The sequence below is a fragment of the Streptomyces litmocidini genome, from assembly GCF_014649755.1.
Classification (GTDB): Bacteria; Actinomycetota; Actinomycetes; order Streptomycetales; family Streptomycetaceae; genus Streptomyces; species Streptomyces litmocidini.
This window is the reverse complement of sequence record NZ_BMTQ01000007.1, coordinates 113030-139717: the sequence shown is the minus strand read 5'-3', so window position 1 is coordinate 139717 and position 26688 is coordinate 113030. Positions and strand designations below refer to the sequence as shown.

18 protein-coding genes are annotated in these 26688 nt (G+C 74.0%); 13 read left to right on the top strand and 5 right to left on the bottom strand.

The genetic code is table 11. The features are described from left to right. Positions 1-180 precede the first annotated feature (180 nt). The 7 genes from IE180_RS17535 (at position 181) to IE180_RS17505 (ending at position 9517) form a co-directional block, all read left to right on the top strand. Positions 181-1095 carry an oxygenase MpaB family protein gene (locus IE180_RS17535; RefSeq protein WP_190157816.1) on the top strand — a complete coding sequence of 305 codons (915 nt, stop codon included), beginning with the start codon at positions 181-183 and terminating at the stop codon, positions 1093-1095. Then, the gene (locus IE180_RS17530; protein ID WP_190157815.1) at positions 1077-3329 is read left to right on the top strand and encodes a serine/threonine-protein kinase; all 2253 of its coding nucleotides are present in this window, start codon (positions 1077-1079) and stop codon (positions 3327-3329) included. Before IE180_RS17535 ends, IE180_RS17530 begins: the two co-directional genes overlap by 19 nt. A gap of 223 nt (positions 3330-3552) precedes the next feature. Then, the gene (locus IE180_RS17525) at positions 3553-5109 is read left to right on the top strand and encodes a phytoene desaturase family protein (RefSeq protein ID WP_190157814.1); all 1557 of its coding nucleotides are present in this window, start codon (positions 3553-3555) and stop codon (positions 5107-5109) included. A gap of 333 nt (positions 5110-5442) precedes the next feature. Further along, complete coding sequence (gene tdh / locus IE180_RS17520; protein WP_190157813.1) at positions 5443-6477, top strand: L-threonine 3-dehydrogenase; 1035 nt, start codon at positions 5443-5445, stop codon at positions 6475-6477. Positions 6478-6480: 3 nt separating this feature from the next. Further along, positions 6481-7680 (top strand): glycine C-acetyltransferase, encoded by a 1200-nt coding sequence (locus tag IE180_RS17515; protein ID WP_190157812.1) that lies wholly within the window; start codon positions 6481-6483, stop codon positions 7678-7680. A gap of 26 nt (positions 7681-7706) precedes the next feature. Beyond that, positions 7707-8615 carry a LysR family transcriptional regulator gene (locus tag IE180_RS17510; RefSeq protein ID WP_190157811.1) on the top strand — a complete coding sequence of 303 codons (909 nt, stop codon included), beginning with the start codon at positions 7707-7709 and terminating at the stop codon, positions 8613-8615. Positions 8616-8731: 116 nt separating this feature from the next. After that, entirely contained in the window at positions 8732-9517 is a 786-nt protein-coding gene (locus tag IE180_RS17505) for an alpha/beta fold hydrolase (RefSeq protein WP_229860535.1), read from the top strand. 15 nt (positions 9518-9532) lie between these two features. On the opposite strand, the gene IE180_RS17500 is transcribed toward IE180_RS17505, so the two are convergent. Both IE180_RS17500 and IE180_RS17495 read right to left on the bottom strand, forming a co-directional pair. Beyond that, complete coding sequence (locus tag IE180_RS17500) at positions 9533-11545, bottom strand: sialidase family protein (RefSeq protein ID WP_190157810.1); 2013 nt, start codon at positions 11543-11545, stop codon at positions 9533-9535. A 280-nt stretch (positions 11546-11825) separates the two neighbouring features. Next, positions 11826-13631, bottom strand: a complete 1806-nt coding sequence (locus IE180_RS17495) for a serine hydrolase domain-containing protein (protein WP_373302790.1) — start codon at positions 13629-13631, stop codon at positions 11826-11828. Positions 13632-13754: 123 nt separating this feature from the next. Between IE180_RS17495 and IE180_RS17490 the strand changes: the two genes are divergently transcribed. The 5 genes from IE180_RS17490 (at position 13755) to IE180_RS17470 (ending at position 19833) form a co-directional block, all read left to right on the top strand. Continuing rightward, positions 13755-14867 (top strand): NAD(P)H-dependent flavin oxidoreductase, encoded by a 1113-nt coding sequence (locus IE180_RS17490; protein WP_190157808.1) that lies wholly within the window; start codon positions 13755-13757, stop codon positions 14865-14867. After that, on the top strand, positions 14864-16522 hold the full coding sequence (locus IE180_RS17485; RefSeq protein WP_229860533.1) for an acyl-CoA synthetase: 1659 nt from the start codon (positions 14864-14866) through the stop codon (positions 16520-16522). Before IE180_RS17490 ends, IE180_RS17485 begins: the two co-directional genes overlap by 4 nt. Before the next feature lie 1016 nt (positions 16523-17538). Beyond that, entirely contained in the window at positions 17539-18633 is a 1095-nt protein-coding gene (locus tag IE180_RS17480) for a baeRF3 domain-containing protein (protein WP_190157807.1), read from the top strand. Positions 18634-18670: 37 nt separating this feature from the next. Beyond that, the gene (locus IE180_RS17475) at positions 18671-19312 is read left to right on the top strand and encodes an FxLYD domain-containing protein (RefSeq protein ID WP_190157806.1); all 642 of its coding nucleotides are present in this window, start codon (positions 18671-18673) and stop codon (positions 19310-19312) included. A gap of 14 nt (positions 19313-19326) precedes the next feature. Then, complete coding sequence (locus IE180_RS17470) at positions 19327-19833, top strand: DUF1269 domain-containing protein (protein WP_190157805.1); 507 nt, start codon at positions 19327-19329, stop codon at positions 19831-19833. Positions 19834-19942: 109 nt separating this feature from the next. Here IE180_RS17470 and IE180_RS17465 read toward each other — a convergent pair whose 3' ends face one another. Both IE180_RS17465 and IE180_RS17460 read right to left on the bottom strand, forming a co-directional pair. Then, a complete protein-coding gene (locus IE180_RS17465) occupies positions 19943-21208 on the bottom strand; it encodes an arginine deiminase (RefSeq protein WP_190157804.1) in 1266 nt (421 codons plus the stop codon). A 42-nt stretch (positions 21209-21250) separates the two neighbouring features. Beyond that, positions 21251-22711 (bottom strand): basic amino acid/polyamine antiporter, encoded by a 1461-nt coding sequence (locus IE180_RS17460; RefSeq protein ID WP_190157803.1) that lies wholly within the window; start codon positions 22709-22711, stop codon positions 21251-21253. A gap of 422 nt (positions 22712-23133) precedes the next feature. Here IE180_RS17460 and IE180_RS17455 point away from each other — a divergent pair, with 422 nt between their 5' ends. Then, positions 23134-24240 carry a calcium:cation antiporter gene (locus IE180_RS17455; protein ID WP_190157802.1) on the top strand — a complete coding sequence of 369 codons (1107 nt, stop codon included), beginning with the start codon at positions 23134-23136 and terminating at the stop codon, positions 24238-24240. Between the two features lie 9 nt (positions 24241-24249). Here IE180_RS17455 and IE180_RS17450 read toward each other — a convergent pair whose 3' ends face one another. After that, positions 24250-26661, bottom strand: coding sequence for a penicillin acylase family protein (locus IE180_RS17450; RefSeq protein ID WP_190157801.1), 2412 nt, complete (start codon positions 26659-26661; stop codon positions 24250-24252). Between the last annotated feature and the right edge of the window lie 27 nt (positions 26662-26688).

Below are 26688 nucleotides of genomic sequence, written 5' to 3'. Positions count from 1 at the left end.
CGCGCCCGTCCGCGCGGGCGGGTCGACAAGCTTGCTGGCCATGCTTCGAGGATGCGCGGCCGGGCGGAGGCCCGCACGGGGGCGGCGGCGCCCACCGGGGAGGAGGGCCCGTCCCGGCCGGTTCCGAAGGGCCCGTCCCGACCGGTTCCGAAGGAACCGTTCCGGCGTAGCCTGGGCGCCATGAGGCAGGACGCCGACCCCGGGCTCTTCGGCCCCCGCTCCGTGACCTGGCAGCTGCACAGCGACCCGGTGATGTGGATCGCCGGCGTCCGGGCCCTCTGGCTCCAGGCGCTGCACCCCGTCGCCGTCCGCGGCGTCATGATCAACAGCGGTTTCCGGGAGGACCCCTGGGGCCGGCTGATGCGGACCGCGAACTTCGTCGGAACCCTCAGCTACGGGACCGCCGAAGCCGCCGAGGCGGCCGGCGCCCGCGTGCGGCGGATCCACCGGCTGCTCGGCGTGGACGACCCCGAGCTGCTGCTCTGGGTCCACTGCGCCGAGACCGACTCGTACCTCTCGGTCGCGCGCCGCTCGGGGATCCCGCTCACCGACGCCGCGGCCGACCGGTACGTCGACGAGCACCGCGCCTCGGCCCGGCTCGTCGGCCTCGACCCGGACGCCGTCCCCGCCTCCACGGCCGGCCTCGCCGCCTACTTCGAGGCCGTGCGCCCCGGACTGACCGCCGGACCGGACGCCCGGACCGTCGCCGACTTCCTCCGCCGCCCGCCGGTGAAACCCGCCCTGGTACCGGCGCGCGAGGTGATCTGGCGGCGCGTCACCGCGCTCGCGTACGACACCCTGCCCCCCTACGCCCACGCGCTCTACGGCCGCCCCGCCCCGCCCCCGGAGACCGTCACCCGCCGGCTCGTCGCGACCGCCAACCTCCTGCGCCGCGTCCCCGCCCGCCTGCGCTGGCGGCTGCCGCCCCGGCACATCCTGCGCGCCGTGGACCGGCTCGGCCCGGAGGCCCGGCCCGACCCGTACGCGTACCCCGCCCCGTATTCACCGTCCGACCCGGCGGCCATACTGGAGGAGCCGAGGAGGCAGTACGGAATCGACGGGGGCGGCAGCACGCGATGGGGGACTCCAGACTGATCCAGGGCCGGTACCGCCTGCACGAGGTCATCGGTCGCGGGGGCATGGGGGAGGTGTGGCGCGCCACCGACGAGGCGCTCGGGCGCGGCGTCGCCGTCAAGTGCCTCAAACCGCTCGGGCCGCAGCAGGACCCGCAGGTCCTCACCGTGGTGCGCGAGCGCTTCCGCCGCGAGGCCCGGGTGGCGGCGGCGCTCCAGCACCGGGGCATCACCGTCGTGCACGACTTCGGCGAGTGCGACGGCGTGCTGTTCCTCGTCATGGAGCTCCTGGAGGGGCGCAACCTCAGCCAGCTCCTCGTCTCCCACGACCAGCAGCCGCTGCCCGTGGAGGACGTCGTCGAGATCGCCGACCAGGTCGCCGACGCCCTCGCGTACACGCATCGGATGGGGATCGTGCACCGCGACCTGAAGCCCGCGAACATCATGCGCCTGCGGGACGGCACGGTGAAGATCTGCGACTTCGGAATAGCGCGGCTCGGCGCCGACATGGGCTTCACGTCCAAGCTCACCGGGACCGGCATCGCCATGGGGACGCCCCACTACATGTCCCCGGAGCAGATCGGGGGCGGCGGCGAGATCGACCACCGCAGCGACCTCTACTCGCTGGGGTGCGTGCTGTACGAGCTGGCCACCGGCGCCCCGCCCTTCGACCTCGGCGACTCCTGGGCCATCCTCATCGGCCACCGGGACACGGTGCCGGCCCCGCCGCGCGCGCTCCGCGCCGAGCTGCCCGACTACTTCGACCGGATCGTCGTCGACCTGCTCGCCAAGGTCCCCGAGGAGCGGCCGGCCGACGCGGCCGACCTGCGCCGCCGGATCGTCTCGGGCCGCTTCGCCCCGGCCCCGTTCCCGCCGCCGGCCGAGGCGCCCCCGCCCCCCGCCCTGCCGCTGACCGTCCCCATGCCCGTGCCCCTCCCCGAGCGCGCGCCCGCCGCCGGGGCGACGGCACCCGCGCCCGCGTGGGCCCGGGGGATCACCGGCGGGCACCGCCCGGCGGCCGTCGGCGGACCGCGCCAGGCCGCCCAGGACCCCGCCGCGGCCGTCCTCACCACCGAGTGGACCACCGCGGCCCCCGGCGGCACCCCGCCGCCCGCCCCCGCGCCCCCCGCGGAGCTGGTCGCGGTGCTCGCCGGCCGGTTCCGGGCGGGGATGGGCCTCGGCCGGCTCGGCCGTTGGGGCGAGGCGGAGTCCGTGCACCGGTCCGTGGCCCGGGACCGCGCCCGGGTCCTCGGCGAGGACCACCCCGCCACCCTGACCAGCCGCTACGAGGTCGCCTTCGCCCTCGCCCGGCTCGACCGCCCCGCAGACGCCCTGCGGATCTTCGGCGAGGTCGCCGCGGCCCGCGCCCGCGTCCTCGGCGACGACCACCCCGACACCCTGGCGGCGCGGCAGGAGCGGGCCTACGCCCTGGGCCGCCTCGGACGGGACTCCGAGGCGTACGAGGCGTACGCCGAGGTGCTCGCCGCCCGCGAGCGCACCGTCGGCCCCGACCACCCCGACACCCTGCGCTGCCGCCACAACATGGCGTTCACCCTCGGCCGCCTCGGCCGGCTGGAGGAGTCGTACCGCACGGCCCGCGAGGTCGCCGAGGCCCGGGCCCGGCTGCTCGGCGAGGCACACCCCGACACCCTCGTGACCCGCCACGAGGTGGCGTACACCCTCACCCGGCTCGGCCGCGGGCAGGAGGCGCTCGTCCAGTACCGCGCCATCGCCGACGCGCGCGCCGCCGCCCTCGGCCCCGACCACCCGGACACCCTCGCGGCCCGCTACGAGACGGGGGTCTGCCTCGGCCGGCTCGGCCGGGCCGCGGACGCCCTGGCCCTCTGCCAGGACCTCGTCGCCGCCCGCACCCGCGCCCAGGGCCCCGACGGGCCGGAGACGCTGCGCGCCCGCCAGGCCCTCGCGGTCAACCTCGGCAGACTGGGACGCTGGACGGAGGCGCTCGCCGAATCCGAGGGCGTGCACGCCGACCGCGCCCGGGTCCTCGGCCCCGACCATCCCGACACGCTCACCAGCCGTTGGGAGACGGCCGTCGCCCTCGGGAGGCTCGACCGCTGGGAGGAGGCGCTGGAGTGCCACCGGGCGATCGCCGCCGCCCGCACCCGGCTCCTCGGGCCCGCGCACCCCGACACCCTCGCCGCGCTCGACGACGAGGCCCACTGCCTGGAGCGCCTCGGGCGCGACGCCGAAGCGGCCGCCCTCCTCCTGAGGGCGGCCACCCCGCCGGGGGCGTGAGGCCGAGCCGGACGGCGTGGGCCCGGCCGGACGGCGTGAGCTCCTTCGGGCCGCGGAGGGCCGTGGCCGCCCCGGTCGCCGGCGCCCGGCAGCGGTCGCCGCGCTTCGTCACGGGCATGGCGGCGACCCCCGGATCCCACGTCGGAACGGTCTCGGTCACCCCGCGGTCCTGACGCGTGGCGGCGGGCTTCCCCCGGCACACCGGTGCGTGTGAGCATGAGCCATGACCGCCCCTCACGCTTCCGCAGGATCCCGCTCGTACGACGCCGTCGTCGTCGGGGGCGGGCACAACGGGCTCGTCGCCGCCGCCTACCTGGCCCGTGCCGGACGCTCCGTCCTCGTCCTGGAACGGCTCGGCTCCACCGGCGGGGCGGCCGTGTCGACGCGGCCCTTCGCCGGGGTCGACGCCCGGCTCTCCCGGTACTCGTACCTCGTCTCGCTCCTCCCGGAGAAGATCGTGCGGGAACTCGGACTGCGGTTCGCCGTGCGGAAGCGGTCCGTCTCCTCGTACACCCCGAAGGGCGACGGCGGCCTCCTCGTCGGCGGCGGCCCCGACCGCACCCGCGCCTCCTTCGCCGCGCTCACCGGCTCCGACCGCGCGTACGAGGCCTGGCAGGCCTTCTACGCCCGCACCGGAGAGGCCGCCCGCCGGATCTTCCCCACCCTCACCGAGCCCCTCCCCACCCGCGACGGGCTGCGCGCCCGCGTCGACGACGCCGACACCTGGCGCACGCTCTTCGAGGAACCCCTCGGCGTCACCGTCGAGAAGACCTTCGCGGACGACCTCGTCCGGGGCGTCGTCCTCACCGACGCCCTCATCGGCACCTTCGCCGACGCCCACGACCCCACCCTCCTCCAGAACCGCTGCTTCCTGTACCACGTCATCGGCGGCGGAACCGGCGACTGGGACGTGCCCGTGGGAGGCATGGGAGCCCTGACCGACGCCCTCGCGGACGCCGCCCGCGCCGCCGGGGCCCGCATCCTCACCGGCCACGAGGCCACCCGGATCGAGACCGACGGGCACCGCGCCGCGATCACCTACCGCACCGCCGACGGCGAGGGCACCGTCGAGGCCGGCCGGGTCCTCGTCAACGCCTCCCCGCAGGAGCTCGCCGTCCTGCTCGGCGAGACGCCCCCGCCCGCCCCGGAGGGCGCCCAGCTCAAGGTCAACATGCTGCTGACCCGGCTGCCGAGGCTCCGCGACCGCTCCGTCGACCCGCGCGAGGCCTTCGCCGGCACCTTCCACATCGCCGAGGGGTACGAGCAGCTGGCCACCGCCCACGCCGAGGCCGCCGCCGGGCACCCGCCCTCCGCCCCGCCGTCCGAGATCTACTGCCACTCCCTCACCGACCCGACGATCCTCGGCCCGGACCTGGCGGCCTCGGGCCACCAGACGCTCACCCTGTTCGGACTGCACACCCCCGCCCGGCTGTTCACCGCCGACAACGAGGGCACGCGCGCGAAGCTGCTGGCGGCGACCCTCGCCCAGCTCGACGCCCATCTGGACGAGCCGATCGCCGACTGCCTCGCCCTCGACGCCGAGGGCCGCCCCTGCATCGAGGCGAAGACCCCGCTCGACCTCGAACGCGAACTGCGGCTGCCCGGCGGCCACATCTTCCACCGCGACCTCTCCTTCCCGTACGGGGACGGGGACACCGGCCGCTGGGGCGTCGAGACCCCGCACGCCAACGTCCTCCTGTGCGGAGCGGGGGCGATCCGCGGCGGGGGAGTGAGCGGCATCCCCGGCCACAACGCGGCGATGGCGGCACTGGGCCGGTGACGGCGGGGCCGGGTCGGTGACGGCAGGGCCGGACGGGTGACGACGGGGCCGGGTCGGTGACGGCAGGGCCGGACGGGTGACGGCGGGCCCGGGCCGGTGACGGCGGGGCCGGACGGGTGACGACGGGGCCGTCCCCGGCCGGGCCCTCTCCGTTCGGCCCCGTTGACGTCGCCCCCTCCCCGCCCGGGGTGTGAAGCTGATCTGCGAGCGCGCTTAAGAAATCCTCGATGGACCGCACGGCTCGCGTACGGAAGATTCTCTTCCAGGGATCTTGGGCGCGCAGTCGTGCCCGCGCCCTCACATCACAGGACACGCACGTCGGGAGCCGTTGCATTGAAGGCGCTGGTCAAGCTGAAGGCGGAGCCGGGACTCTGGCTCACGGACGTGCCCGAGCCGGAGACAGGTCCGGGGGACGTCCTCATCAAGGTCAAGCGGACCGGTATCTGCGGGACCGACCTGCACATCCGCTCCTGGGACGGCTGGGCGCAGAAGACGATCGCCACGCCGCTGACGATCGGCCACGAGTTCGTCGGCGAGGTCGTCTCCGTCGGCCGTGACGTCGCCGACATCACCGTCGGCGACCTGGTCAGCGGCGAGGGCCACCTCGTCTGCGGCAAGTGCCGCAACTGCCTGGCCGGCCGCCGCCACCTCTGCCGCGCCACCGTCGGCCTCGGCGTCGGCCGGGACGGCGCCTTCGCCGAGTACGTGGCGCTGCCCGCCTCCAACGTGTGGGTGCACCGGGCCCCCGTCGACCTCGACGTCGCCGCGATCTTCGACCCCTTCGGCAACGCCGTGCACACCGCCCTCTCCTTCCCGCTCGTCGGCGAGGACGTCCTCGTCACCGGCGCCGGCCCCATCGGCATCATGGCCGCGGCCGTCGCCAAGCACGCCGGCGCCCGCAACGTCGTCATCACCGACGTCAGCGAGGAGCGCCTCGCCCTGGCGCGCAAGGCGGGCGTCACGCTCGCCCTCGATGTCGCCGAGCAGACCATCGCCGACGGCCAGCGCACCCTCGGGCTCAAGGAGGGCTTCGACGTCGGCCTGGAGATGTCCGGCAACCCGCACGCGATGCGCGACATGATCGCCAACATGACCCACGGCGGGAAGATCGCCGTGCTCGGCCTGCCCGCCGAGGACTTCGCCGTCGACTGGGCGAAGGTCGTCACCTCCATGATCACGATCAAGGGCATCTACGGCCGCGAGATGTTCGAGACCTGGTACGCGATGTCGGTGCTCCTGGAAGGCGGCCTGGACCTCAGCCCGGTCATCACCGGCCGCTACGACCACACCGACTTCGAAGCCGCCTTCGACGACGCGGCCTCCGGCAAGAGCGGCAAGATCATCCTCGACTGGACCACGGGAGCCTGACCCATGTTCGATTCCGTACGCGACTCCGTCCGCGCCACCCTCGAAGAGATCGAGCAGGCCGGACTGCACAAGCCCGAGCGGGTCATCGGCACCCCCCAGTCCGCGACCGTCGAGGTCACCGCGGGGGGCCGCCCCGGCGAGGTGCTCAACTTCTGCGCCAACAACTACCTGGGCCTCGCCGACCACCCCGAGGTCATCGCCGCCGCCCACGAGGCCCTGGACCGCTGGGGCTACGGCATGGCGTCCGTCCGCTTCATCTGCGGCACGCAGGAGGTCCACAAGGAGCTGGAGGCGCGCCTGTCCTCCTTCCTCGGCCAGGAGGACACGATCCTCTACTCCTCCTGCTTCGACGCCAACGGCGGCGTCTTCGAGACCCTCCTCGGCGCCGAGGACGCCGTCATCTCCGACGCCCTCAACCACGCCTCGATCATCGACGGCATCCGCCTCTCCAAGGCCCGCCGCTTCCGCTACGCCAACCGCGACATGGCCGATCTGGAGCAGCAGCTCAAGGAGGCCACGGAGGGCGGCGCCCGGCGCAAGCTGATCGTCACCGACGGCGTCTTCTCCATGGACGGCTACGTCGCCCCGCTCGACGAGATCTGCGACCTGGCCGAGCGCTACGACGCCATGGTGATGGTCGACGACTCGCACGCGGTCGGCTTCGTCGGCCCCGGCGGCCGCGGCACCCCCGAGCTGCACGGCGTCATGGACCGCGTCGACATCATCACCGGCACCCTCGGCAAGGCCCTCGGCGGCGCCTCCGGCGGCTACGTCGCCGCCCGCGCCGAGATCGTCGCCCTGCTGCGCCAGCGCTCCCGCCCCTACCTCTTCTCGAACACCCTCGCCCCGGTCATCGCCGCCGCCTCCCTGAAGGTCATCGACCTCCTGGAGTCCGCCGGCGACCTGCGCGAGCGCCTGGCCGCCAACACGGCGCTGTTCCGCTCCCGCATGACCGACGAGGGCTTCGACGTCCTCCCCGGCGACCACGCCATCGCCCCCGTCATGATCGGCGACGCGGCCGAGGCCGGCCGGATGGCCGAGCTGCTCCTGGAGCGCGGCGTGTACGTGATCGGCTTCTCGTACCCGGTCGTGCCGCAGGGCCAGGCCCGCATCCGCGTCCAGCTCTCCGCCGCCCACTCGACGGAGGACGTGAACCGGGCCGTCGACGCCTTCGTCGACGCCCGCGCCGCCCTGCGCGGCTAGTGTCCGGGGGCTGAGACACTGGGGGCATGATCGAAGCGCGGCGGTTGCACATCCTCCGTGCGGTGGCCGACCACCGCACGGTCACGGCGGCGGCCGCCGCGCTCTATCTCACCCCCTCCGCCGTCTCCCAGCAGCTCGCCGCCCTGGAGCAGGAGACCGGCCACCGCCTGGTGGACCGCAGCGCGCGCGGCGCGCGCCTCACCCCGGCCGGCGAGATCCTGCTCAGCCACGCCAACGCCGTGCTCGCCCAGTTGGAGCGGGCCGAGGCCGAGCTCGCCGCCTACGGCTCCGGCGACGCCGGTACGGTCACGGTCGCCGCGTTCGCCACCGGCATCGGGCTCGTGGTGGCCCCGGCCATCGCCTCCCTCGCCCGCACCGCGCCCGGCATCCGGGTCCGGGTCAGGGACGCGGAGGGCGACGAGAGCCTGCTCATGGTCCTGGACCGGCAGGTGGACGTGGCCGTCGCGGTCGAGTACCGGGGCGCGCCGGGCGAGGACGACGACCGGCTCACCCGCGTTCCGCTCTACGCCGAGCCGTTCGACGCGGTCCTGCCGCCCGGCCACCCCCTGGCGGCCGGCGAACGGGTCGCGCTCGCCGACCTCGCCAAGGACACCTGGATAGGCCAGTCCGAGGGGAACCCCTGCCACGACGTGACCGTCCTGGCCTGCGAGTACGCCGGGTTCGCACTGAATCCGGAGCACTCGTCCGACGACTTCCGCGCCGTCGTCGCCCTCGCGGCGGCCTCCGCCGGCGTGGCGCTCGTGCCGCGGTCGGCCCTGCGCGGGATGGAGCTCACGGGCGTGGAGGTCCGCCCGATCGAGGGCGTCGCCCCGACCCGCAGGGTCTTCGCCGCCGTCCGGCGCGGCGCGGCGGACCACCCCCTGATCAGCCCCGTGCTGACCGCCCTGCGGACGGCGTCCGAAGACGACGCCTGACCGACGGGCGCCCGTGGGCCGCGACTCCGGAGGCGTACGGACGGAGGAGCACCGGCGGAGGAGTACCGGCGGAGGAGTACTGGCGGATGGTCGATGCGCCCCACCAGACTGGGCCCATGGAAACCATGATCCCCGTCAAGGACGGCGAAGTCTGGGCGGACGACGCGGAAGGAGAGGGCCTGCCGCTGGTCCTCCTCCATCCCGGCGTCGGCGACTCCACGCTGTGGGACCCGGTCCTGCCGGCGCTCCGCGCGCGGCACCGGGTGATCCGCTACGACGTGCGCGGCTACGGACGTTCACCCGCGCCCACCACCGCGTACTCCCCGGTCGGCGACCTGGCCGAGGTCCTCGACCGCTTCGAGATCGAGCGGGCGGTCCTGGTGGGCTCCAGCATGGGCGGGGCCACCGCGGTCGACTTCGCCCTGGAGGCACCCGGCCGGGTGGCGGGCCTCGCCCTCTTCGTCCCCGGTGTGTCGGGGTACGAGGGACTGGACTCGGGCGAGTTCTTCGAGCGCCTCCCCTCCCTGGCCGAGGCCGGTGACGTGGACGGCATCGTCCGTCTCGGCCTCGCCGAGTGGGGCAGGGCGGGCGGCGGGACCCCCGAGTCCGACCCGGTCGCGGCGGAGCTCTGCCGGGCCGTGCTGCCCGCCTGGCTCAGCAATGCCGGCCGCCAGCTCGCCGGCCCGCCCGCCTTCGGCAGGCTCGGGGAGATCTCCGCGCCGGCCCTGCTCGCGCTGGGCGAGCAGGACCGGCCGGTGGTCGTGCGCTGCAACGAGGAGATGGCCGAACGGATCCCGGGCTGCCGTCTCGTCAGGCTGGCCGCGTCCGACCACTACCCGACGCTGCGCGAACCCGAACGCGTCGCCCGGCTGGTCGAGGAGCTGTACGCCGAGGCGGTCTGATCTCCGGAGCCCCGTCTACCAGATGGTGGAGAAACCGAGGCGGAGCTCCTCCTCGTCCTTCGCGACGTCGAGGGAGCCGTTCTTCACGGCGGCCGCCTCGTCCTCGGTCAGCGCGGTCCTGAAGAGCCGCACGTCGTCCAGGGTGCCGCGGAAGAGCTGCGACACCCCGGCCGGCTGGTTGGGGAAGTCGGGCCGGGCGCCGATGTGGATGTTGAACTCGCCGGCCGGGGTGAGGTTCCGGTCCGCCGCCGAGGCCCCCGCCGGCATGGTCGCGGTGGCCGCGGGGCCCCCGTCCACGGCGAGGCCGATGGTCAGGCCCTGCCGCTTGAACACGACGTGGTGCCACGCGTCGTCGCCGTACGAGGACGGCAGCGTCACCTCGGTGGAGCCGATGTCCGTGCCGACGGTGGCACGCAGGACGTTGCCGCCGGGCTCGGCCCGGACCGAGAAGTGCCGGCCCTTCTTCAGCGGGTCGGTGCCGGGCATGCCGTACGCCCAGATGATCGGCAGCGTGCCGGTGGTGGCCGCGTGCTTGAACCACGCCGTGACGGTGAAGTCCCCGTCGTCGACCCGCAGGGTGGGGGAACAGACGAGGCGCAGGTAGTCGTCCTGGCCGTCGAAGTCCATGGCGCCGCCGCCCGATCGCGTTCCCAGCCGTGCGCCGCCGTGGACGACGGCGTGGTTGCCGGCCTCGCCGACGGCGCGTTCGTGGGTGTCGCTGGTGCGCGGGCGGCGCAGCTCCGTCTCGGAGTCGTTCATGGCCTGCTCGGTGAAGGCGGCGAAGGCGACGTTGCCGTGCGGGATGTTCCCGGCCGTCTCGTACACGATGCCGACGGAACCGTTCGGCAGCAGCGTCAGATCGGAATAGCCGGTGCGGGCCGCCGAGACCAGGGTGCCGGCGGTCTTCCAGGTCCTCCCCTCGTCGTACGAGGAGCGGACGGCCAGCTCGCGCCGGTCCTCCAGCGCGCTCGGGCCGAGCCGGGAGGCGCCCGAGTACAGCAGCCGGTCGGGCTTCCCGTCCTGGTCCACGGCGTGCAGCCGCAGCAGCGAGCCGAAGACCGGAGAGGTGTCCAGGTCGGCCACCTGGGTGAAGGGGGCCGCGAAGGCTCCGCCGCCGTCGGTGCCGACGGTCTCGAGCCGGTGCTCGTTGGTCCGGCAGTGCGTGGGCGCGGAGTTGCGGGCGTTGACGTAGACGTTGCCGTCGGTGGTCTCGGCGACCGTCAGCTCCGCGGGGTACGCGCCGGTCTTGCTCGCCTCGGAGGTGGCACCGAGCGACCAGGTGAGGCCGCCGTCGTCGCTGACGTACAGCTGGCCGCCCGCGGTCGTGTCACCGCCGGCCGTGTGGTCGCCGGGGACGACCAGCCGGCCGTGGTGCGGTCCCCGGCCGAGCTGGATGCCGTGGCCGGGGCCGGTGGAGACCCATCCCCAGCCGGCGGCCTTGAGCTGCGGCTGCGGCACGCTCGCGGACCAGGTCACGCCGCCGTCCATGCTGTGGACGGCGTGGACCGTGCGCGGGTGTCCCGTGCGGCTGGGCTTGGCCGGGTCGTGGTTCCAGTCGCTGCTGGAGTACAGGAGCGTGATGCGGCCGGTGACCGCGTCCACAACCGGCGCGGGGTTGCCGTGGGCGAGTTCGTCGGAGCCGCCGACCACGATCTGGAGCGGCTGCCAGGTCGCTCCTCCGTCGAGGGACCTCTTGAGCACGATGTCGTTGTCGCCGACGTCGTGGCAGCCGGTCGGGTCCAGCCGGATGCGGCCCTCGGCGAAGGCGAGGAGGACGCCCGTCCTGCTGGTGACGACGGCGGGGATGCGCGTGCAGTAGTAGTTTTCCCGTGCCTTGAACGGCACGGTGGACACCTGCCTCGCGACCTCCGGCGCGGCGGTCGTGGCCGTCGTCGACGCGGCGGCGGACGACGGCGGCGTGACCGCCGGGACGACCGCCGCCAGGACGGCGAGGGAGAGCGCGCACAGCCATGCGGACAGCGCGAAGCGGCGAGCGCCGGGTGGACGGCGCTCGGACAGGGACAGCATGAAGGAACACCTCTTGAAGTGAAGTGAAGTGAAGTGGAGTGGGGCGGGGTGGAGGCGGAGGTGACGGACGGCGGGGCGGCCGGGCCGGGAAGCGATGGCGTCGCGTCCGCCGGCGGGCCGGTCGCGGCGGCCCCGCGGAGCGGAAGGGCGCCGCACACGGGCGACGCGACGCCCGCCCGCCCCGGCGTTCGTCCCATCCCCCGGTGGGATCTCCCGGCGGGGACGCTACCTCATGTGATCGCTCGTACGCAGCTCGCCCCGACGGTCCGTCAGCTCGGGCTCAATCGGCTGACCTGGTCCAGCCGTTCGCCTCGATCCGCGCCCCGTCCGCGGATCGCGCCTCGTCGAAGACGGGCAGCCCCGCCGCGTCGAGCAGCCGCAGGCCGTCCACGTACACACCCCGCCCCACGTACCGCTGATCGCTGGCGTACCGCCAGCGCAGGAGGGCGCCCGCCCCGGGCAGTGGGGCGGACACCGCGTGCCAGACACGGCCGGACCAGCCGCCGACCGTGCCCGTCGGGTGCCCGGCGCGGCCGTCGGTGGTGAAGGGCACCGGCCGCCAGGTCGTGCCGCCGTCGACCGAGGCCTCCAGGGCGACCGGGTCGGCGCCGGGCCCGGTGTCCCACCACAGCGCGCACTCCAGGCGCGCGGCACCGGGCACCGGGGGCAGCGTCAGGGTGGCCGTCGTGGCGCTCGCCGTGCCGGAGAACCACGAGGTGCGGCCCCGGGCCGGGCGGACGGGGACGGCGCGGGCCAGCCGGTCCGCCGCGGCGACGCGCGGCGCGGAGCCGGAGCGCCAGGAGCGCACCGGGTGCACGGAGTTGCCGAGCAGGATCAGGAACGCGTCGGTCGTCGGGTCGAGGACGAGGCTGGTGCCGGTGAAGCCGGTGTGCCCGGCCGTGTACGGGGTGGCCATGGCGCCCATGTACCAGTGCTGGTGGAGCTCGAAGCCGAGCCCGTGCGCGTCGCCGGGGAAGGCGGTGTTGAAGTCGGTGAACATCAGCTCCACCGACGCGGGGGAGAGGATGCGGGCCCGGCCGTACGCGCCGCCGTTGAGCAGGGTGCGGGCGAGGACCGCGAGGTCCCGGGCGCGGGAGAAGACACCGGCGTGGCCGGCGACGCCGCCGAGGGAGTGGGCGTTCTCGTCGTGGACCTCGCCGTGGACCATGCCCCGGTCGAGACCGGACCAGGGCCGCCGGGCGTCCTCGGTGGCGGCGATCCCCGGCCGCCAGGAGGGAGGCGGATTGAAACGAGTGCGGTGCATCCCGAGCGGAGCGGTGATCTCGTCGTGGAGCAGGACGTCCAGACCGCGACCGGTGATCTCCTCCAGGACCAGCTGGAGCGCGATCAGGTTCAGGTCCGAATAGAGGTACGCGGAGCCCGGCGGGTTCGCCGGTGGCTCCGCCCACAGCAGCCGCAGCTTCCCCTCCCGCGTCGGCTCCCGGTAGAGCGGGATCCAGGACCGGAACCCGGACGTGTGGGTGAGCAGCTGCCGTACGGTGACGTCCTGCTTCCCGCCGCCGCCGAACTCCGGCAGATACGCGGCGACCCTCTCCTCCAGCCGCACCGCCCCGCGCTCGATCTGCTGCACCGCCAGGATCGAGGTGAACAGCTTGGAGACCGACGCCAGGTCGAAGACGGTGTCCTCGGTCATGGGGATCCGCCGCTCCGGCGGCAGCTCGATCCCCGTGTCGGTCTTCTCGTCGTACGCCGCGTACCGCACGGCCGAGCCGATCGCCCGGTGCAGGGCGACGGTCCCGCCCCGCCCGGCGAGCAGGACGGCGCCCGCGTACCACGGGTGGGTGGGGGAGGGCGCGAGGAAGCGTTCGGCGTCCGCGACCAGTCCGTCCAGGTGCGGCGCGAGCAGCCCCGCGCGCTCCGCGGAGCCGCGCCGCAGCGTGGTCCGCCGCGCGGACCCGCGCACGGCCTCGTACGGGACTGCCGTCCCGCGCCCCGGGGAGGCCGCGGCCCCCGGCACCGCACCGATCACCAGCGCACCTCCGAGGGCCGGCACCCCGCCGCCGAACGCGCGGCGGCCCGGCCCTCCGTCCGCTCGACCTCGTCCGTCATGCCCACCCTCTCCCACGCGGGGCGGCGGCGAAACGCCGACGTGCCGTCGGCGGGACACCGATGGACCGCCCGCAAAGAATCTGACGCTGCATCAGAAAATGTCTTCCCTCCGTCGCGCCGCTGCGGCATCCTGCCGCCCATGGAGACGGAGCTGAGTCGCACCCTGGGGATCGAGCACGCCATCTTCGGCTTCACGCCCTTCCCCGCGGTGGCGGCCGCACTCACCAGAGCCGGCGGGTTCGGCGTCCTCGGCGCGGTCCGCTACACCGCACCCGACGACCTCGCCCGCGACCTCGACTGGATGCAGGAGCACACCGACGGCCTGCCCTACGGCCTCGACGTCGTGATGCCCGCGAAGAAGGCGGTCGAAGGCGTCACCGAGGCCGAGATCGAGGCCATGATCCCCGAGGAGCACCGGGCGTTCGTCCGCGCCACGCTCGCCGAACACGGCGTCCCCGAACTGGCCGAGGGAGAGGCATCCGGCTGGCGGATCACCGGCTGGATGGAGCAGGTCGCCCGCAGCCAGCTCGACGTGGCCTTCGACTACCCGATCAGGCTCCTCGCCAACGCCCTCGGATCGCCGCCGCCCGACGTCGTCGCCCGCGCCCACGACCACGGCGTCCTCGTCGCCGCCCTCGCGGGCAGCGCCCGCCACGCCCGCCACCACGCCGACGCCGGCATCGACGTCGTCGTCGCCCAGGGGTACGAGGCGGGCGGCCACACCGGCGAGATCGCCTCCATGGTCCTCACCCCCGAGGTCGTCGACGCCGTCTCCCCGCTGCCCGTGCTCGCCGCCGGCGGCATCGGCAGCGGCGAGCAGATCGCCGCCGGACTCGCCCTCGGTGCCCAGGGCGTCTGGCTCGGCTCGATCTGGCTCACCACCACCGAGGCCGAGCTGCACTCCCGCGCCCTCACCGCCAAGCTGCTCGCCGCCGGCTCCGGCGACACGGTCCGCTCCCGCGCCCTGACCGGCAAGCCCGCCCGTCAGCTCCGCACCGAGTGGACCGACGCCTGGGACGACCCGGCGGGGCCCGGCCCGCTCCCCATGCCCCTCCAGGGACTCCTGGTCGCCGAGGCCGTCTCCCGCATCCAGCGGTACGAGGTCGAGCCGCTCCTCGGCACCCCCGTCGGACAGATCGTCGGCCGGATGAACTCCGAGCGCAGCGTCAAGGAGGTCGTCGACGACCTCACCCGCGGCTTCGAGAAGGCCGTCGACCGCATCAACCGCATCGCCGGACGGAGCGCCCAGTGACCAACGGTCCCACCGGAAACCAGCCCTCCAGCGGAGCCCGGCCCTCCACCGGCAGCCAGTCCTCCGTCGGACCTCGGCCCTCCGCCGGCAGCCGGACGCCCACCGAGCCCCAGCCCCCCACCGGATTCTGGGCCCAGGCCGCCGCCGACCCCGGTCGCACCGTCCTCGTCGCACCCGACGGCGAGGAGTGGAGCGCCGGCCGGCTGCACGCCGAGGCCAACCGGCTCGTCCACGGGCTGCGCGCCGCCGGACTCGAACGCGGCGACGCGTTCGCCGTCGTCCTGCCCAACGGTCCCGAGTTCTTCACCGCCCACCTCGCCGCCACCCAGGCCGGCTTCTACCTCGTCCCCGTCAACCACCATTTCGTCGGCCCCGAGATCGCCTGGATCGTCGCCGACTCCGGCGCCAAGGTCCTGGTGGCGCACGAGCGCTTCGCCGAGGCGGTCACCCTCGCCGCCGACGAGGCCGGGCTCGCCCCCACCCACCGGTACGCCGTCGGCACGGTCCCCGGATTCCGCCCGTACGCCGAACTGCTCGACGGACAGGACGGATCCGCGCCCGCCGACCGCACGCTCGGCTGGGTCATGAACTACACCTCCGGCACCACCGGCCGGCCCCGGGGCATCCGCCGCCCGCTGCCCGGAAAGCCGCCCGAGGAGACCCATCTCGGCGGCTTCCTCGGCATCTTCGGCATCCGGCCCGCCGACGGCAACGTCCACCTCGTCTGCTCGCCGCTCTACCACACGGCCGTGCTCCAGTTCGCGGCCGCCGCCCTGCACATCGGCCACCCGCTCGTCCTCATGGACCGGTGGGCACCCGAGGAGATGCTCCGGCTGATCGACCGGTACGCGTGCACCCACACCCACATGGTCCCCACCCAGTTCCACCGCCTGCTCGCCCTTCCCGCGGAGGTGCGGGAGCGGTACGACGTCTCCTCCATGCGCCACGCCATCCACGGCGCCGCGCCCTGCCCCGAGCACGTCAAACGGGCGATGATCGACTGGTGGGGCCGGTGCGTCGAGGAGTACTACGCCGCCAGTGAGGGCGGCGGAGCCTTCGCCACCGCCGAGGAGTGGCTCAAGAGGCCCGGGACCGTCGGCCGGGCCTGGCCCATCAGCGAACTCGCCGTCTTCGACGACGACGGCAGGCGGCTGCCGCCGGGCGAACTCGGCACCGTCTACCTCAAGATGAACACCGGCGGCTTCCGGTACCACAAGGACGAGGCGAAGACCGCGAAGAACCGCATCGGCGACTTCTTCACCGTCGGCGACCTCGGCGTCCTCGACGAGGACGGTTACCTCTTCCTCCGCGACCGCAAGATCGACATGATCATCTCCGGCGGGGTCAACATCTATCCCGCCGAGATCGAGGCGGCGCTGCTCGCCCATCCCGCCGTCGCGGACGCCGCCGCCTTCGGGATCCCGCACGCCGACTGGGGCGAGGAGGTCAAGGCGGTCGTCGAGGCGGCCGAGGGGTACGAGCCGGGGCCCGCGCTCGCCGCCGAGATCCTGGCCCACTGCGGCGACCGCCTCGCCGGCTTCAAACGCCCGAAGTCGGTCGACTTCGTCCCGGCCATGCCCCGCGACCCCAACGGCAAGCTGTACAAGCGCCGCCTCCGCGACCCGTACTGGGAGGGCCGGGAGCGCCCGCTCTAGCGTCCCGGGCCGGAGGTCCGTCGAGGGGCCTCCGTCTCGACCGGCCAGGGACCGTGCCCGCTTCCGGCCCGGTGGCGGCTCGACCGGCACCGTCGGCCGCAGCGCCCGGAAGCCGAACGGACCGTCCGGGAACCTCCGACTCGGGGCACCGGTCCTCCGGCGGCGGATCGCGTCCTGATCCGGTTCCGCACCGGTGGAGCGGCGCCTGCGGCTCGTCCGCGCCGCAGGCAGGGCCGACGCCCGTTCGGCGGCGCGGGGCCGCACGTCCTCGCGGACCGCTGCCGCGTCCGGGACGCTCGCGTCCGGCAGCCGTCAGGAGCCGACGGGTCGGCCGTCGCCCGGTCGCGGCCCTCACGTGCCACCACCGCGCGATGGCGGCCGCACCGGGGCGCGGTGCGAGTGCCGTGGCCACGCCCTCGTGCGCATGACGCCGCCGTCGTGGTGGCGGGCGGCCCCCGGGGCGCGGTCGGCGCGGTCCCCGCTCCCGTGTCGCGCCGCGCGACCTCCGGCACCGTGCGCCGCGGAGCCGGCCCACGGTCGGCGACCGGTCCACCGACTCGCGAACGGGTCCGTTTCGGATGAACATGTCGAATTATGGACCGATCTTCGACACGTCCGGGCTCCTCGCCGTCGGTCGCGACCGCCTCGCCACGGCCGATGAGGCCTTCGGCGCCGTGCGGGAGCCGCAGCGCGACCGCGTCGTGCGTCTGAACGGGCTCGCGGTCGTCTCGCCCCCCGCCGACGGCCGGACCCCCGTCGACGCGTCGAACCGTGCCGCCCCTGTCACGGGCGCCCGGGCGCCCCGTGGGGGGACCCGCCGGAGCCGGACCCGACGGCCCCGAGGACCACGGACGGCAGGTCCACGGCGCCGACGCGGCCGCACGGCGGCACGGTCCCGAAGACCTCCCCCGGCAACCGGGGAGAGCGGGAGCTCGCCGAACGGCTCACCGGCGCCCGGTAGCGGCCGGGCACCCCGTACGGCCCCGGCTCCTTCCAACCGATCGAAAGGTGTGTTCATGTACCCCGCGCTCACCACCGCCGCGCTCGCCGAGCTGCGCCGGCCCCGCCCCTACCCCGCCGTGTCCCTCGTGATGCCGACCCACCGCCGCGAGCCGGACAACGCCCAGGACCCCGTACGGCTGCGCAACCTCCTGGCCCGGGCGGAGAAGGAACTGCAGGACGACCCCGGCGTGACGCGGGAGCGGCGCGCGGACGTGCTGAGCCGGCTGGAGCGGGCGGTCGCCGAGGTCGACCTCGTCCACGCGGAGGACGGCCTGGTGATCCACGTGGCGCCGGGCGAGCACCACGTGTGGACGGTGGCCCGGACCGTCCCCGAGCGGGTGGTCGTGGCCGACACCTTCCTCACGCGCAACCTCGTCGCCGCCCGGTCCGCCGAACGGCCCTACTGGGCCCTGACGGTGGCGGCGGACCGGATCTCCCTGTGGAACGGGGCACCGGAGCGGGCCGCCGAGCACACGGCGGACGGGTTCCCGCTGACGCGCAGCCTGGAGGACCCGGACGCCGAGCGCAAGGAACGCGTCGGGGACCTGCCGAGCACCTTCCGGGACGAGGACGCGCGCGCCTTCTTCCGGGAGGCGCACGAGGCGCTGCGGACCGTCCTCGCCTCCGAGCCGCGACCCCTGTACGTGATCGGCGAGGCGCCCGCGATCTCCCTCCTCGAAGAGACGGGATCGCTGCCGCAGGGCACGGCCACCCTCCCTCAGGGCGGTCTCGGACACGGGCCCGAGGAGGCCGTGCGAAAGGCGCTGGCACCGCTGCTCGCCGCCCACGAGCAGGCCGTGTCGACCACCGTGCTGGCCGAGCTGGACGCGGCACGGAGCCGCCGGGAGTACGCCGGTGGCCTCGACGAGGTGCGCGAGGCCGCGCGGGAGGGCCGCATCCGTCTGCTCGCCGTCGAGGAGCACTACCGGACCGTCGTGCGCGACGACGGCGACCACCTCGAACCCGCGGACGCGTCCGACCGCGACTCCCGCGACGACATCGTGGACGAGATCGTCGAACAGGCGCTGGAGAAAGGCGCCGAGGTGCGGTTCGTCCCCGACGACGCCCTGGCGGACGCGAACCGCATCGCCGCCGTGCTGCGCTACTGACGCCGAAGCGGACCGTACGCCATCGGAAGGATCCCCCATGAACACCCCATCGTCCCGCGGGAGCGGGCCGGTCCGTGCCCGGGCGGCGAGCGCCGTCGCCGCCGTCCTCACGACCGCGCTCGGCGCGGTCGCCCTGGTGTCCTGCGGCTCGGACGGGAACGACTCCGGCACGCCCGCGTTCAGCGATCGTCCCACGGCGCCCGACACCGCGTCGTTCTCCGGCGACCATCCCTCCTCCGTCGCCTCGGCGGCGAAGTCGCGGATCGCGTCCGCCCAGGCCTCGGCCTCGTCCGCGTCCGCCTCGGCCTCCGCGCGGGAGGCGTCGCGCCAGGCGTCGGTCGGCGCCGAGGTGGAACGCTCCCGGCAGGCGGCGGAGAACGCCCTGAAGGGGGTCGAGGGCAGCGGGAACGCCCTGAACGAGGTCGGGATGACCGGCAAGCCCCGGGCCGACACGAACGGCCTGCTCACCGTCGTCGTCACCATCACCAACAAGACGAGCGCGAAGGCGTCCTACGCCGTCCAGGTCGACTTCCTCGACCCGTCGGGCAAGGTCGTCGAGACCCAGTTCGTGGGCGCCGAGGACCTCGCGCCCGGCGAGCGGCGGCAGCCCCTGGTCATCAGCCGGCAGCCCCCCGAGCCGGTGCTCACGCCGCGGCTCACCAAAGCGCAGAGGTACTGAGAAAGGATCACCGCATGTCCGAACTCATCGTCATCGGCTACGACGACCACGAGGTCGCGACCAAGGCCTTCAAAGCGGTTCAGGCCCTCCGTGACGACCACGTCGTCGAACTGAAGGGCCTCGCCGTCGTCAGGGTCGACGAGGACGGCGAGACCCATGTGGACACCCCCGCCAGACGCGAGGAGATCGCCCTCTCGGCCACGGCCGGTGCGCTCTGGGGAATGGTCCTCGGCATCCTCGTCCTCACTCCCGGCATCGGGGTGGTGGGCGCGGCCCTCGGGGGCATCATCGGCAAGCTGACCCAGATGGGCGTCGACAACGGGTTCCGCAAGAAGGTGAGCGACCTCCTCGAACCCGGTTCGGCGGCCGTCGTGATCCTGGCCTCCAAGATCACCGAGGACCGGTTCGCCGCGGCCATGGAGCCCTTCCGCGGGACCGTCCTCAAGACCTCCCTGCCGGAGGAGAGCGAGCGGGAACTCGCCGAGCAGCTCGCCGGTCCCGCCTCCGGGACGACGGCCTGACCCCGGGCCGTACCGCCGTCCGGGGACCCCGCCGGCGCACGCGACGGCGCCGCCGACTCCCTTCCGGGGAGTCCGCGGCGCCGTGCGCGCCGGAACGCGGCGGGGCGGCTCAGAAGTCGACCGCGTCGCGGATCAGCGGGCAGGTCATGCAGTGGCCGCCGCCGCGCCCGCGGCCGAGTTCGGCACCGACGATGTTGATGACCTCCACCCCCGCCCCGCGCAGCAGGGCGTTGGTCTGGGTGTTGCGGTCGTACGTGAAGACGACACCGGGTTCGACCGCGACGGCGTTGTTGCCGCTGTCCCACTGCTGGCGCTCGGAGGCGTAGACGTCTCCGCCGGTCTCGATCACCCGGAGCTCGGACAGGCCGAGGCCCTTGGCGACGACGTCGACGAACGGGGTGCCGCCCTCGTCGGCGATGTCGACGCCCGGCGCCTTGTCGCTCGGACGCAGCGAGAACGTGTGGATGGCGTCCGTGATCGTCGGATAGAGCGTGACGATGTCGCGGTCCGCGAAGGTGAACACGGTGTCGAGGTGCATGGCCGCGCGCAGCTTCGGCATGCCGGCCACGATCACGTGCTCGGCGGCGCCGTTCCTGAAGAGGGCGGCGGCGACCTGGGTGATGGCCTGGCGCGAGGTGCGCTCGCTCATGCCCATGAGGACGACCCCGTTGCCGACCGGCATGATGTCGCCGCCCTCGAAGGTGGCCTGCCCCCAGTCCTGTTCGGGGTCGCCCCACCAGACGGTCGCGTCCTTGAAGTCGGGGTGGAAGGCGTAGACGGCCTTCATGAGGAGCGTCTCGCCGTGACGGGCGGGCCAGTACAGCGGGTTGAGGGTGAGTCCGCCGTACAGCCAGCAGGTGGTGTCGCGGGTGTAGAGCGTGTTCGGCAGCGGCGGCATGAGGTACTCGCGCGCCCCGACGCCTTCCCGGGCGAGGGACACGTACCCGGAGCGGAACTCCTCGGGCAGGTCGACCGTGGACAGTCCGCCGATGAGGAACTCGGCCAGCTCCCGCGGGGCGAGGGAGTCGAGGAAGGCGCGGGTGTCGTCGACCAGGCCGAGACCGACCTCGTTGGGCACGATCTTCCGGTCGAGGAGCCAGTCCTTCGCCTCGGGGATCGCCATGGTCTCGGCGAGCAGCTGGTGCAGCTCGACGACGTCGACACCGCGCCGGGTGAGTTCGTCGACGAAGTCGGCGTGGTCGCGCTGGGCGTTCTCCACCCACATGACGTCGTCGAAGAGCAGGTCGTCGGAGTTGGTCGGGGTCAGCCGCCGGTGCGCGAGGCCGGGTGAGCAGACCAGGACCTTGCGCAGGCGCCCGACCTCGGAGTGGACGCCGAGCGCGGACGGGGCGGAGCTGGTCTCGGTGTGTGTCATGGTCAACCTTTCCGAGGGGGCCGGGAACGTGTCCCGGCGGGTTCAGAGCTCGATCCAGCCGGCGGCGAGGGCGATGACACCGATGACGGCCCCGACGACGGAGACCGCGCAGATGACGGCCTCGACGGGGGAGAAGAGGCGCCGGTCCTGCTCCCGCCTGGCCTTGACGAACAGGAAGGTGGCGGGGGCGTAGAGGATGAAGGAGACGAGGACGAACTTGAGTCCGGCCGCGTAGAGGAGGAACGCCGTGTAGAGGGTGGCGACGACGGCGACGACCAGTTCCCGCCGGGTGCCGCGCCCGACCACCCGCTCCGCCCGCGGCCGCAGCGCGATCTTCACGGCGAAGGCGGCGGCCAGGAGGAAGGGGATGAGACTCAGGGCGCTCGTCAGGTCGAGGGCGAAGTTGAACGCGTCGTCGGAGAAGGCCGTGACGACCAGGACGACCTGGCTGAGGGACGTCGTCATGAGCAGGGCCGGGACCGGGACGTCGTCGCCGCTGGAGCGCCCGAGGAAGCGGGGCATGTCCTTGTCCTTCGCCGCGACGAACAGCACCTCGGCGGCCATCAGCGTCCAGGCGAGATAGGCGCCGAGCACGGAGACGATCAGGCCGACGCTGACGAAGGCCTTGCCCCAGGTGCCGACGGCGGCCTCCAGGACGCCCGCCATGGAGGGCTGCCGGAGCTCGGCGATCTCGCCCATCGGCAGGATGCCGTACGACACGATGGTCACCGAGGCGAAGACCGCGAAGACGCTGAGGAAGCCCAGGATCGTGGCCCGTCCGACGTCCTCCCGGCGCTTGGCGTGCCGCGAGTAGACGCTCGCGCCCTCGACGCCGAGGAAGACGAAGACGGTGGCGAGCATCGTGCCGCGGACCTGGTCGAAAAGGGAGCCCGCGTAGTCGGCACCGCCGAAGTTGTCCGCGAAGACGGACGGGTCGAAGGAGAAGAGCGCCAGGATGACGAAGACGACGATGGGGACGACCTTGGCGACGGTGACGATCCGGTTGATCGTGGCCGCCTCCTTCACCCCCCGGCGGATGAGGAGGAAGAAGCACCAGAGCCCGACGGAGGACAGGACGATGGCGAGGGCGGTGTCGCCGTCGCCCAGCGCCGGGGCGACGGCACCGATCGTCGACATGATCAGGACCCAGTAGGTCACGTTGCCGACGCAGGCGCTGGCCCAGTAGCCGAAGGCGGAGAAGAAGCCGAGGTACTCGCCGAAGCCGGCCTTGGCGTACGCGTAGACGCCGGCGTCCAGGTCCGGGCGCCGGACCGCGAGGGTCTGGAAGACGAAGGCGAGCATCAGCATGCCGAGGCCGGCGACCGTCCAGGCGATCAGCGCGCCCGCGACGCCGGTCTCCTGGGCGAACCGCCGCGGCAGGGAGAAGACGCCCGCTCCGACCATGGAGCCGACGACCATGGCGGTGAGCGTCAGCAGGGTCAGCTTGGCCGTGGGCGGGGGGCCGCCGGAGGAGGCCTCGGTACTGGTTTCCGCATGGGTCATGGCGTTCCTCGTGGACGGGAGCGTTCCGTTGGGGCGGTGACCGCCGACCGGGCGGGGGATCGACCGGCGGGCCGGGAGACGGCGGGCCCGAACAGCGCCGCCCCGCTCGTCCCCGCCGTGCCCGCCGGTCTCCGTCGATGCCGCTGATCGAGGAAGTGACAGACGCCGGTGCTCGACCGCCCACTGAAAGGGGAATCTAGCCCTGAAGGCATGCTTTTGTCGTGATTTGTACAGCGATTCACCCCGGAATCGGCTCCACCGGTGAGAGCGGGAGGGCTGGCGGACCCCGGCCCGGCGGCGGACCGGCCCGGCCGTCACCCCGCCCCGTCGTCGGGACCCCCGCCGCCCGTGAGTGCGGTCCCACCGATCGTGACGACCGAACGAAACGGGAGAAAAGCCCTCCTTGTGGCAGGATGCGGATCATGGGTTCGAGCACGGCGGCATGGACACGGCAGTGGACCACCTGGGGGCCGGTGGTGGCGGCGCTCGTGCTCGGTCTGGCCTGGGGGCGCGAGCTCCCGGGCTTCGCGGTGGCGATCATCGTCGTCTGCCTGTTCGCCGCGGTGCTCTCGGCCGTCCACCACGCCGAGGTCATCGCCCACCGCATCGGCGAACCCTTCGGCTCCCTCGTCCTCGCCGTGGCCGTCACCGTCATCGAGGTCGGACTGATCGTCATGCTGATGATCGGAGGGGGCGACAAGGCGACGAGCTACGCCCGGGACACGGTCTTCGCCGCCGTCATGATCACCTGCAACGGCATCGTCGGCCTCTCGCTGCTCGTCGGCGCGCTGCGCAACCGGATCGCCGTCTTCAACGCGGAGGGCTCCGGCGGCGAACTCGCCGTCGTCTGCACCCTCGCGACCATGACCCTGGTCCTGCCGACGTTCACGACGACCCACCCCGGTCCCGAGTTCTCCGCCGGGCAGCTGGCCTTCGCCGCCGTCGCCTCCCTGCTCCTCTACGGGGTCTTCGTCGGCGTCCAGACGATCCGGCACCGCGACTACTTCCTGCCCGTGCCGCGCCCGGACCGGGGGATCCCGGAGTCGGAGGACGAGCACGCCGCGCCGCCGACCACCAGCGACGCCTGGTTCAGCCTCGGCCTGCTCGTGGTCGCCCTCGTCGCCGTCGTCGGCAACGCCAAGCTCGTCTCGCCCACCATCGAGGACGCCGTCGCCTCCGCGGGCCTGCCCAAGGCGGTCGTCGGCGTCGTCATCGCCCTGATGGTGCTGCTGCCCGAGACCCTCGCCGCCGTGCGCGCGGCGAGCCGGGACCGCATGCAGACCAGCATGAACCTGGCGTACGGATCGGCCATCGCCAGCATCGGCCTGACGATCCCGTCGATCGCGCTCGCCTCGATCTGGCTGGAGGGGCCCCTGATCCTCGGCCTGGGGCCCCTCCACATGGTGCTGCTCGTGCTCACGGCCGTGGTGAGCGCCCTGACGGTGGTGCCGGGGCGCGCCACGCTCCTCCAGGGCAGCGTCCATCTCGCGATCTTCGCCGCCTTCGTGTTCCTCTCGTTCAGCCCGTGACGGGCGGGTTCACCCCCTGACGACGACCACCTTCAGCGCGGGCGAGCGCAGGATGTCCTTCTCGCAGAACCGTGAGGTCACCCAGCGCTCGTCCGCGAACAGCCGGGTCTGGTCGCTGTAGTGCGGGGACGCCGGGTTCGACGACTGGGAGTACGAGAGCAGGGTGCGGGCCACCGGGCACCGGCCGCCGTCCCAACCCACGGCCTGCACGTGGCTGGTCCCGTGCGCGACCTCCACGTAGCCGCCGCCCGCCGCGTTCCACACGGGCTCGGCCTTGTTCCAGACGCCCAGCGACTCGGTCCCGCCGCTCACCGGGATCCGCTCCCCGTTCCGTACGACGAACTGGTGGGCGCCGAGCGGCGCGTCCAGCGCGATGCCCGCCGCCCGCAGCTCCGCCGCCGCGCCCGCGAGGGCCTTCGCGAACTCCGGCACCCCGGTGTTCAGGGTGTTCGGGGTGCGGACCGGGTCGGCCGCCGAGAACGGCACCTTCCACTGGTCGGCCGGCTTCACCGTCCCCGTGAACCTCCGCCAGAACCGGTCGAAGAGCAGCGCGCCCCGGCTGCCGGTGTCCATCGTCCGGTCCCAGGCCCCGATCACCCGGCAGACCTCCGGATCCTCCGGCAGCGCCGACGCGCACGCCCCGGCCGCGTCGGCGGCCGCCAGGTCACCGGCCGGCGCCCGGTTCGCGAACTGCCGGCGCTGGAGGTCGGCCACCGTGAGCCGGCCCCCGTCGGCCATCGCCGCCACGTCCTCGATCCCGCCCCGGGTGCGCAGCGAGCGCGGCGTCGCGACCGTGCCGAAGATCCGCTCGTAGCCGGTCAGCGGCCGGTCGGCGTTGGTCAGCCAGGCGCTGTCGTTGGAGTTCTCCACGTACGGCGCGTCCCGCAGGACCGGCATCTTCGCCGGACCGAAGACGCCCGGCTGCACCGCGTCCGGGTCGGAGCCGAGCGCGCAGTCCGACCGCGAGCCGTCGAGCACGGCGACCCCCGAGGCCGGGTAGGTGGCCCGGCCGAGCGGGGTGGAGCAGCGCGCGGCGAGCTCGTCGGTGATCCGGGGGAGCACCTGGGACTGGGTGAAGAGCGAGTGCCCCGCGGAGTCCGCCGCGATCGTGTTGACCCAGGGCAGGCCCTGCGTGCGCTCCAGGACGTCGGCGACGTCCTGCGTGGAGCGGGCCCTGCCGAAGCCGAGCGCGGTGTCGGAGCCCCGCAGGTTGAGCGCGTTGGGGTCGTTCAGCGCGTACGCCGTGGTCGCGGTCCACGGCAGCGGCAACTGCGGCCCGAGGCCGCCGACGACCGGCCCGTACCGGGTCCACCACTGGGTACGGGTGACGGGTGCGCCGTCCTTCACGGCCACGGTCACCGCGCGCGGGGTCATCCGCTCCGGCTTCCCGTCCACCAGGTAGGAGGTCGGGTCCCCGGGCGCGAGCGTCAGCTGGTGCAGGTTGAGCGGTACCCCGGTGGCGACGGTGTGGCTCCAGGCGACCTCGTCGTTGAAGCCGATGTTGACGACGGCCGTGCCCAGGAGCGAGGCGCCGGAGACGTTCAGTTCGCCCGGGATGGTCTGCTGCGACTGCCAGAACCGGCGGCCGCCCTGCCACGGGTAGTGCGGGTTCCCCAGGAGGAGCCCGCGCCCGTTCGCCGTCGTGGCCCCGGAGAACGCGACGGCGTTGGAGCCCATGGTGGCGTTCTCGGGGGCGAACAGCGCACGCGCCGCCTCGGCGGCCTCGTCCGGATCGGGGACGGAGCCGGGGGCCGGACCGGCGGTGCGCGCGGTGGTCGCCGGGGGAACGGCCGGCGGCCGGGCGGCCGTGATGCCGTCCACGGCCCGGCCCTGGCCGCCGAGCACCGAGACGGCGAAGCCGCGCCGGGCCACGTCGAGCGCGGTCACCGGACGGACCCAGTCGGCGTCCGCGCAGGCCGGATCGGTGACGCGGTTCTTCCGCAGCCAGGCGTTGTAACCGGCCGCCCAGCCGCGCATCAGCTCCTTCAGCTCCCGGCTCGGCCCGGCCGGTGCCGGGGTGCCGAGCAGGTCCTCGACCGTTCCCGCCTCCTTCACGCCGCGGAAGTACAGGTCGCTGGAGAGGTTCGTGGCGGCGGAGGAGAGCGAGCCGTCGGGGGCGGCGTCCGGGCCGAAGTGCCGGGAGCGTTCCCCGTTCACGGTCAGGAAGCCGTCGGCGAGCACACAGACCTGGTCGGCGGCCTGGGCCCAGCCCGTGCCGAACCCGAGGTCCGCGTAGTCCTTCGCCACGATGTGCGGGATGCCGTACTCGGTGTAGCGGATGACGGCCGACAGGCCCCGGTCGGCGGGGTGACGTTCCCGGCCGCCGGAGTCGGCGGCCGCCGCGCCGGGCAGCGAGGCCGTGACGACGGCGAGGGCCGCGCCGGCGAGCGCCAGGTGTTTCAGACGGGTACGGAGGTGCAAGATGCCTCCCAACGGGCTGATGGGCAC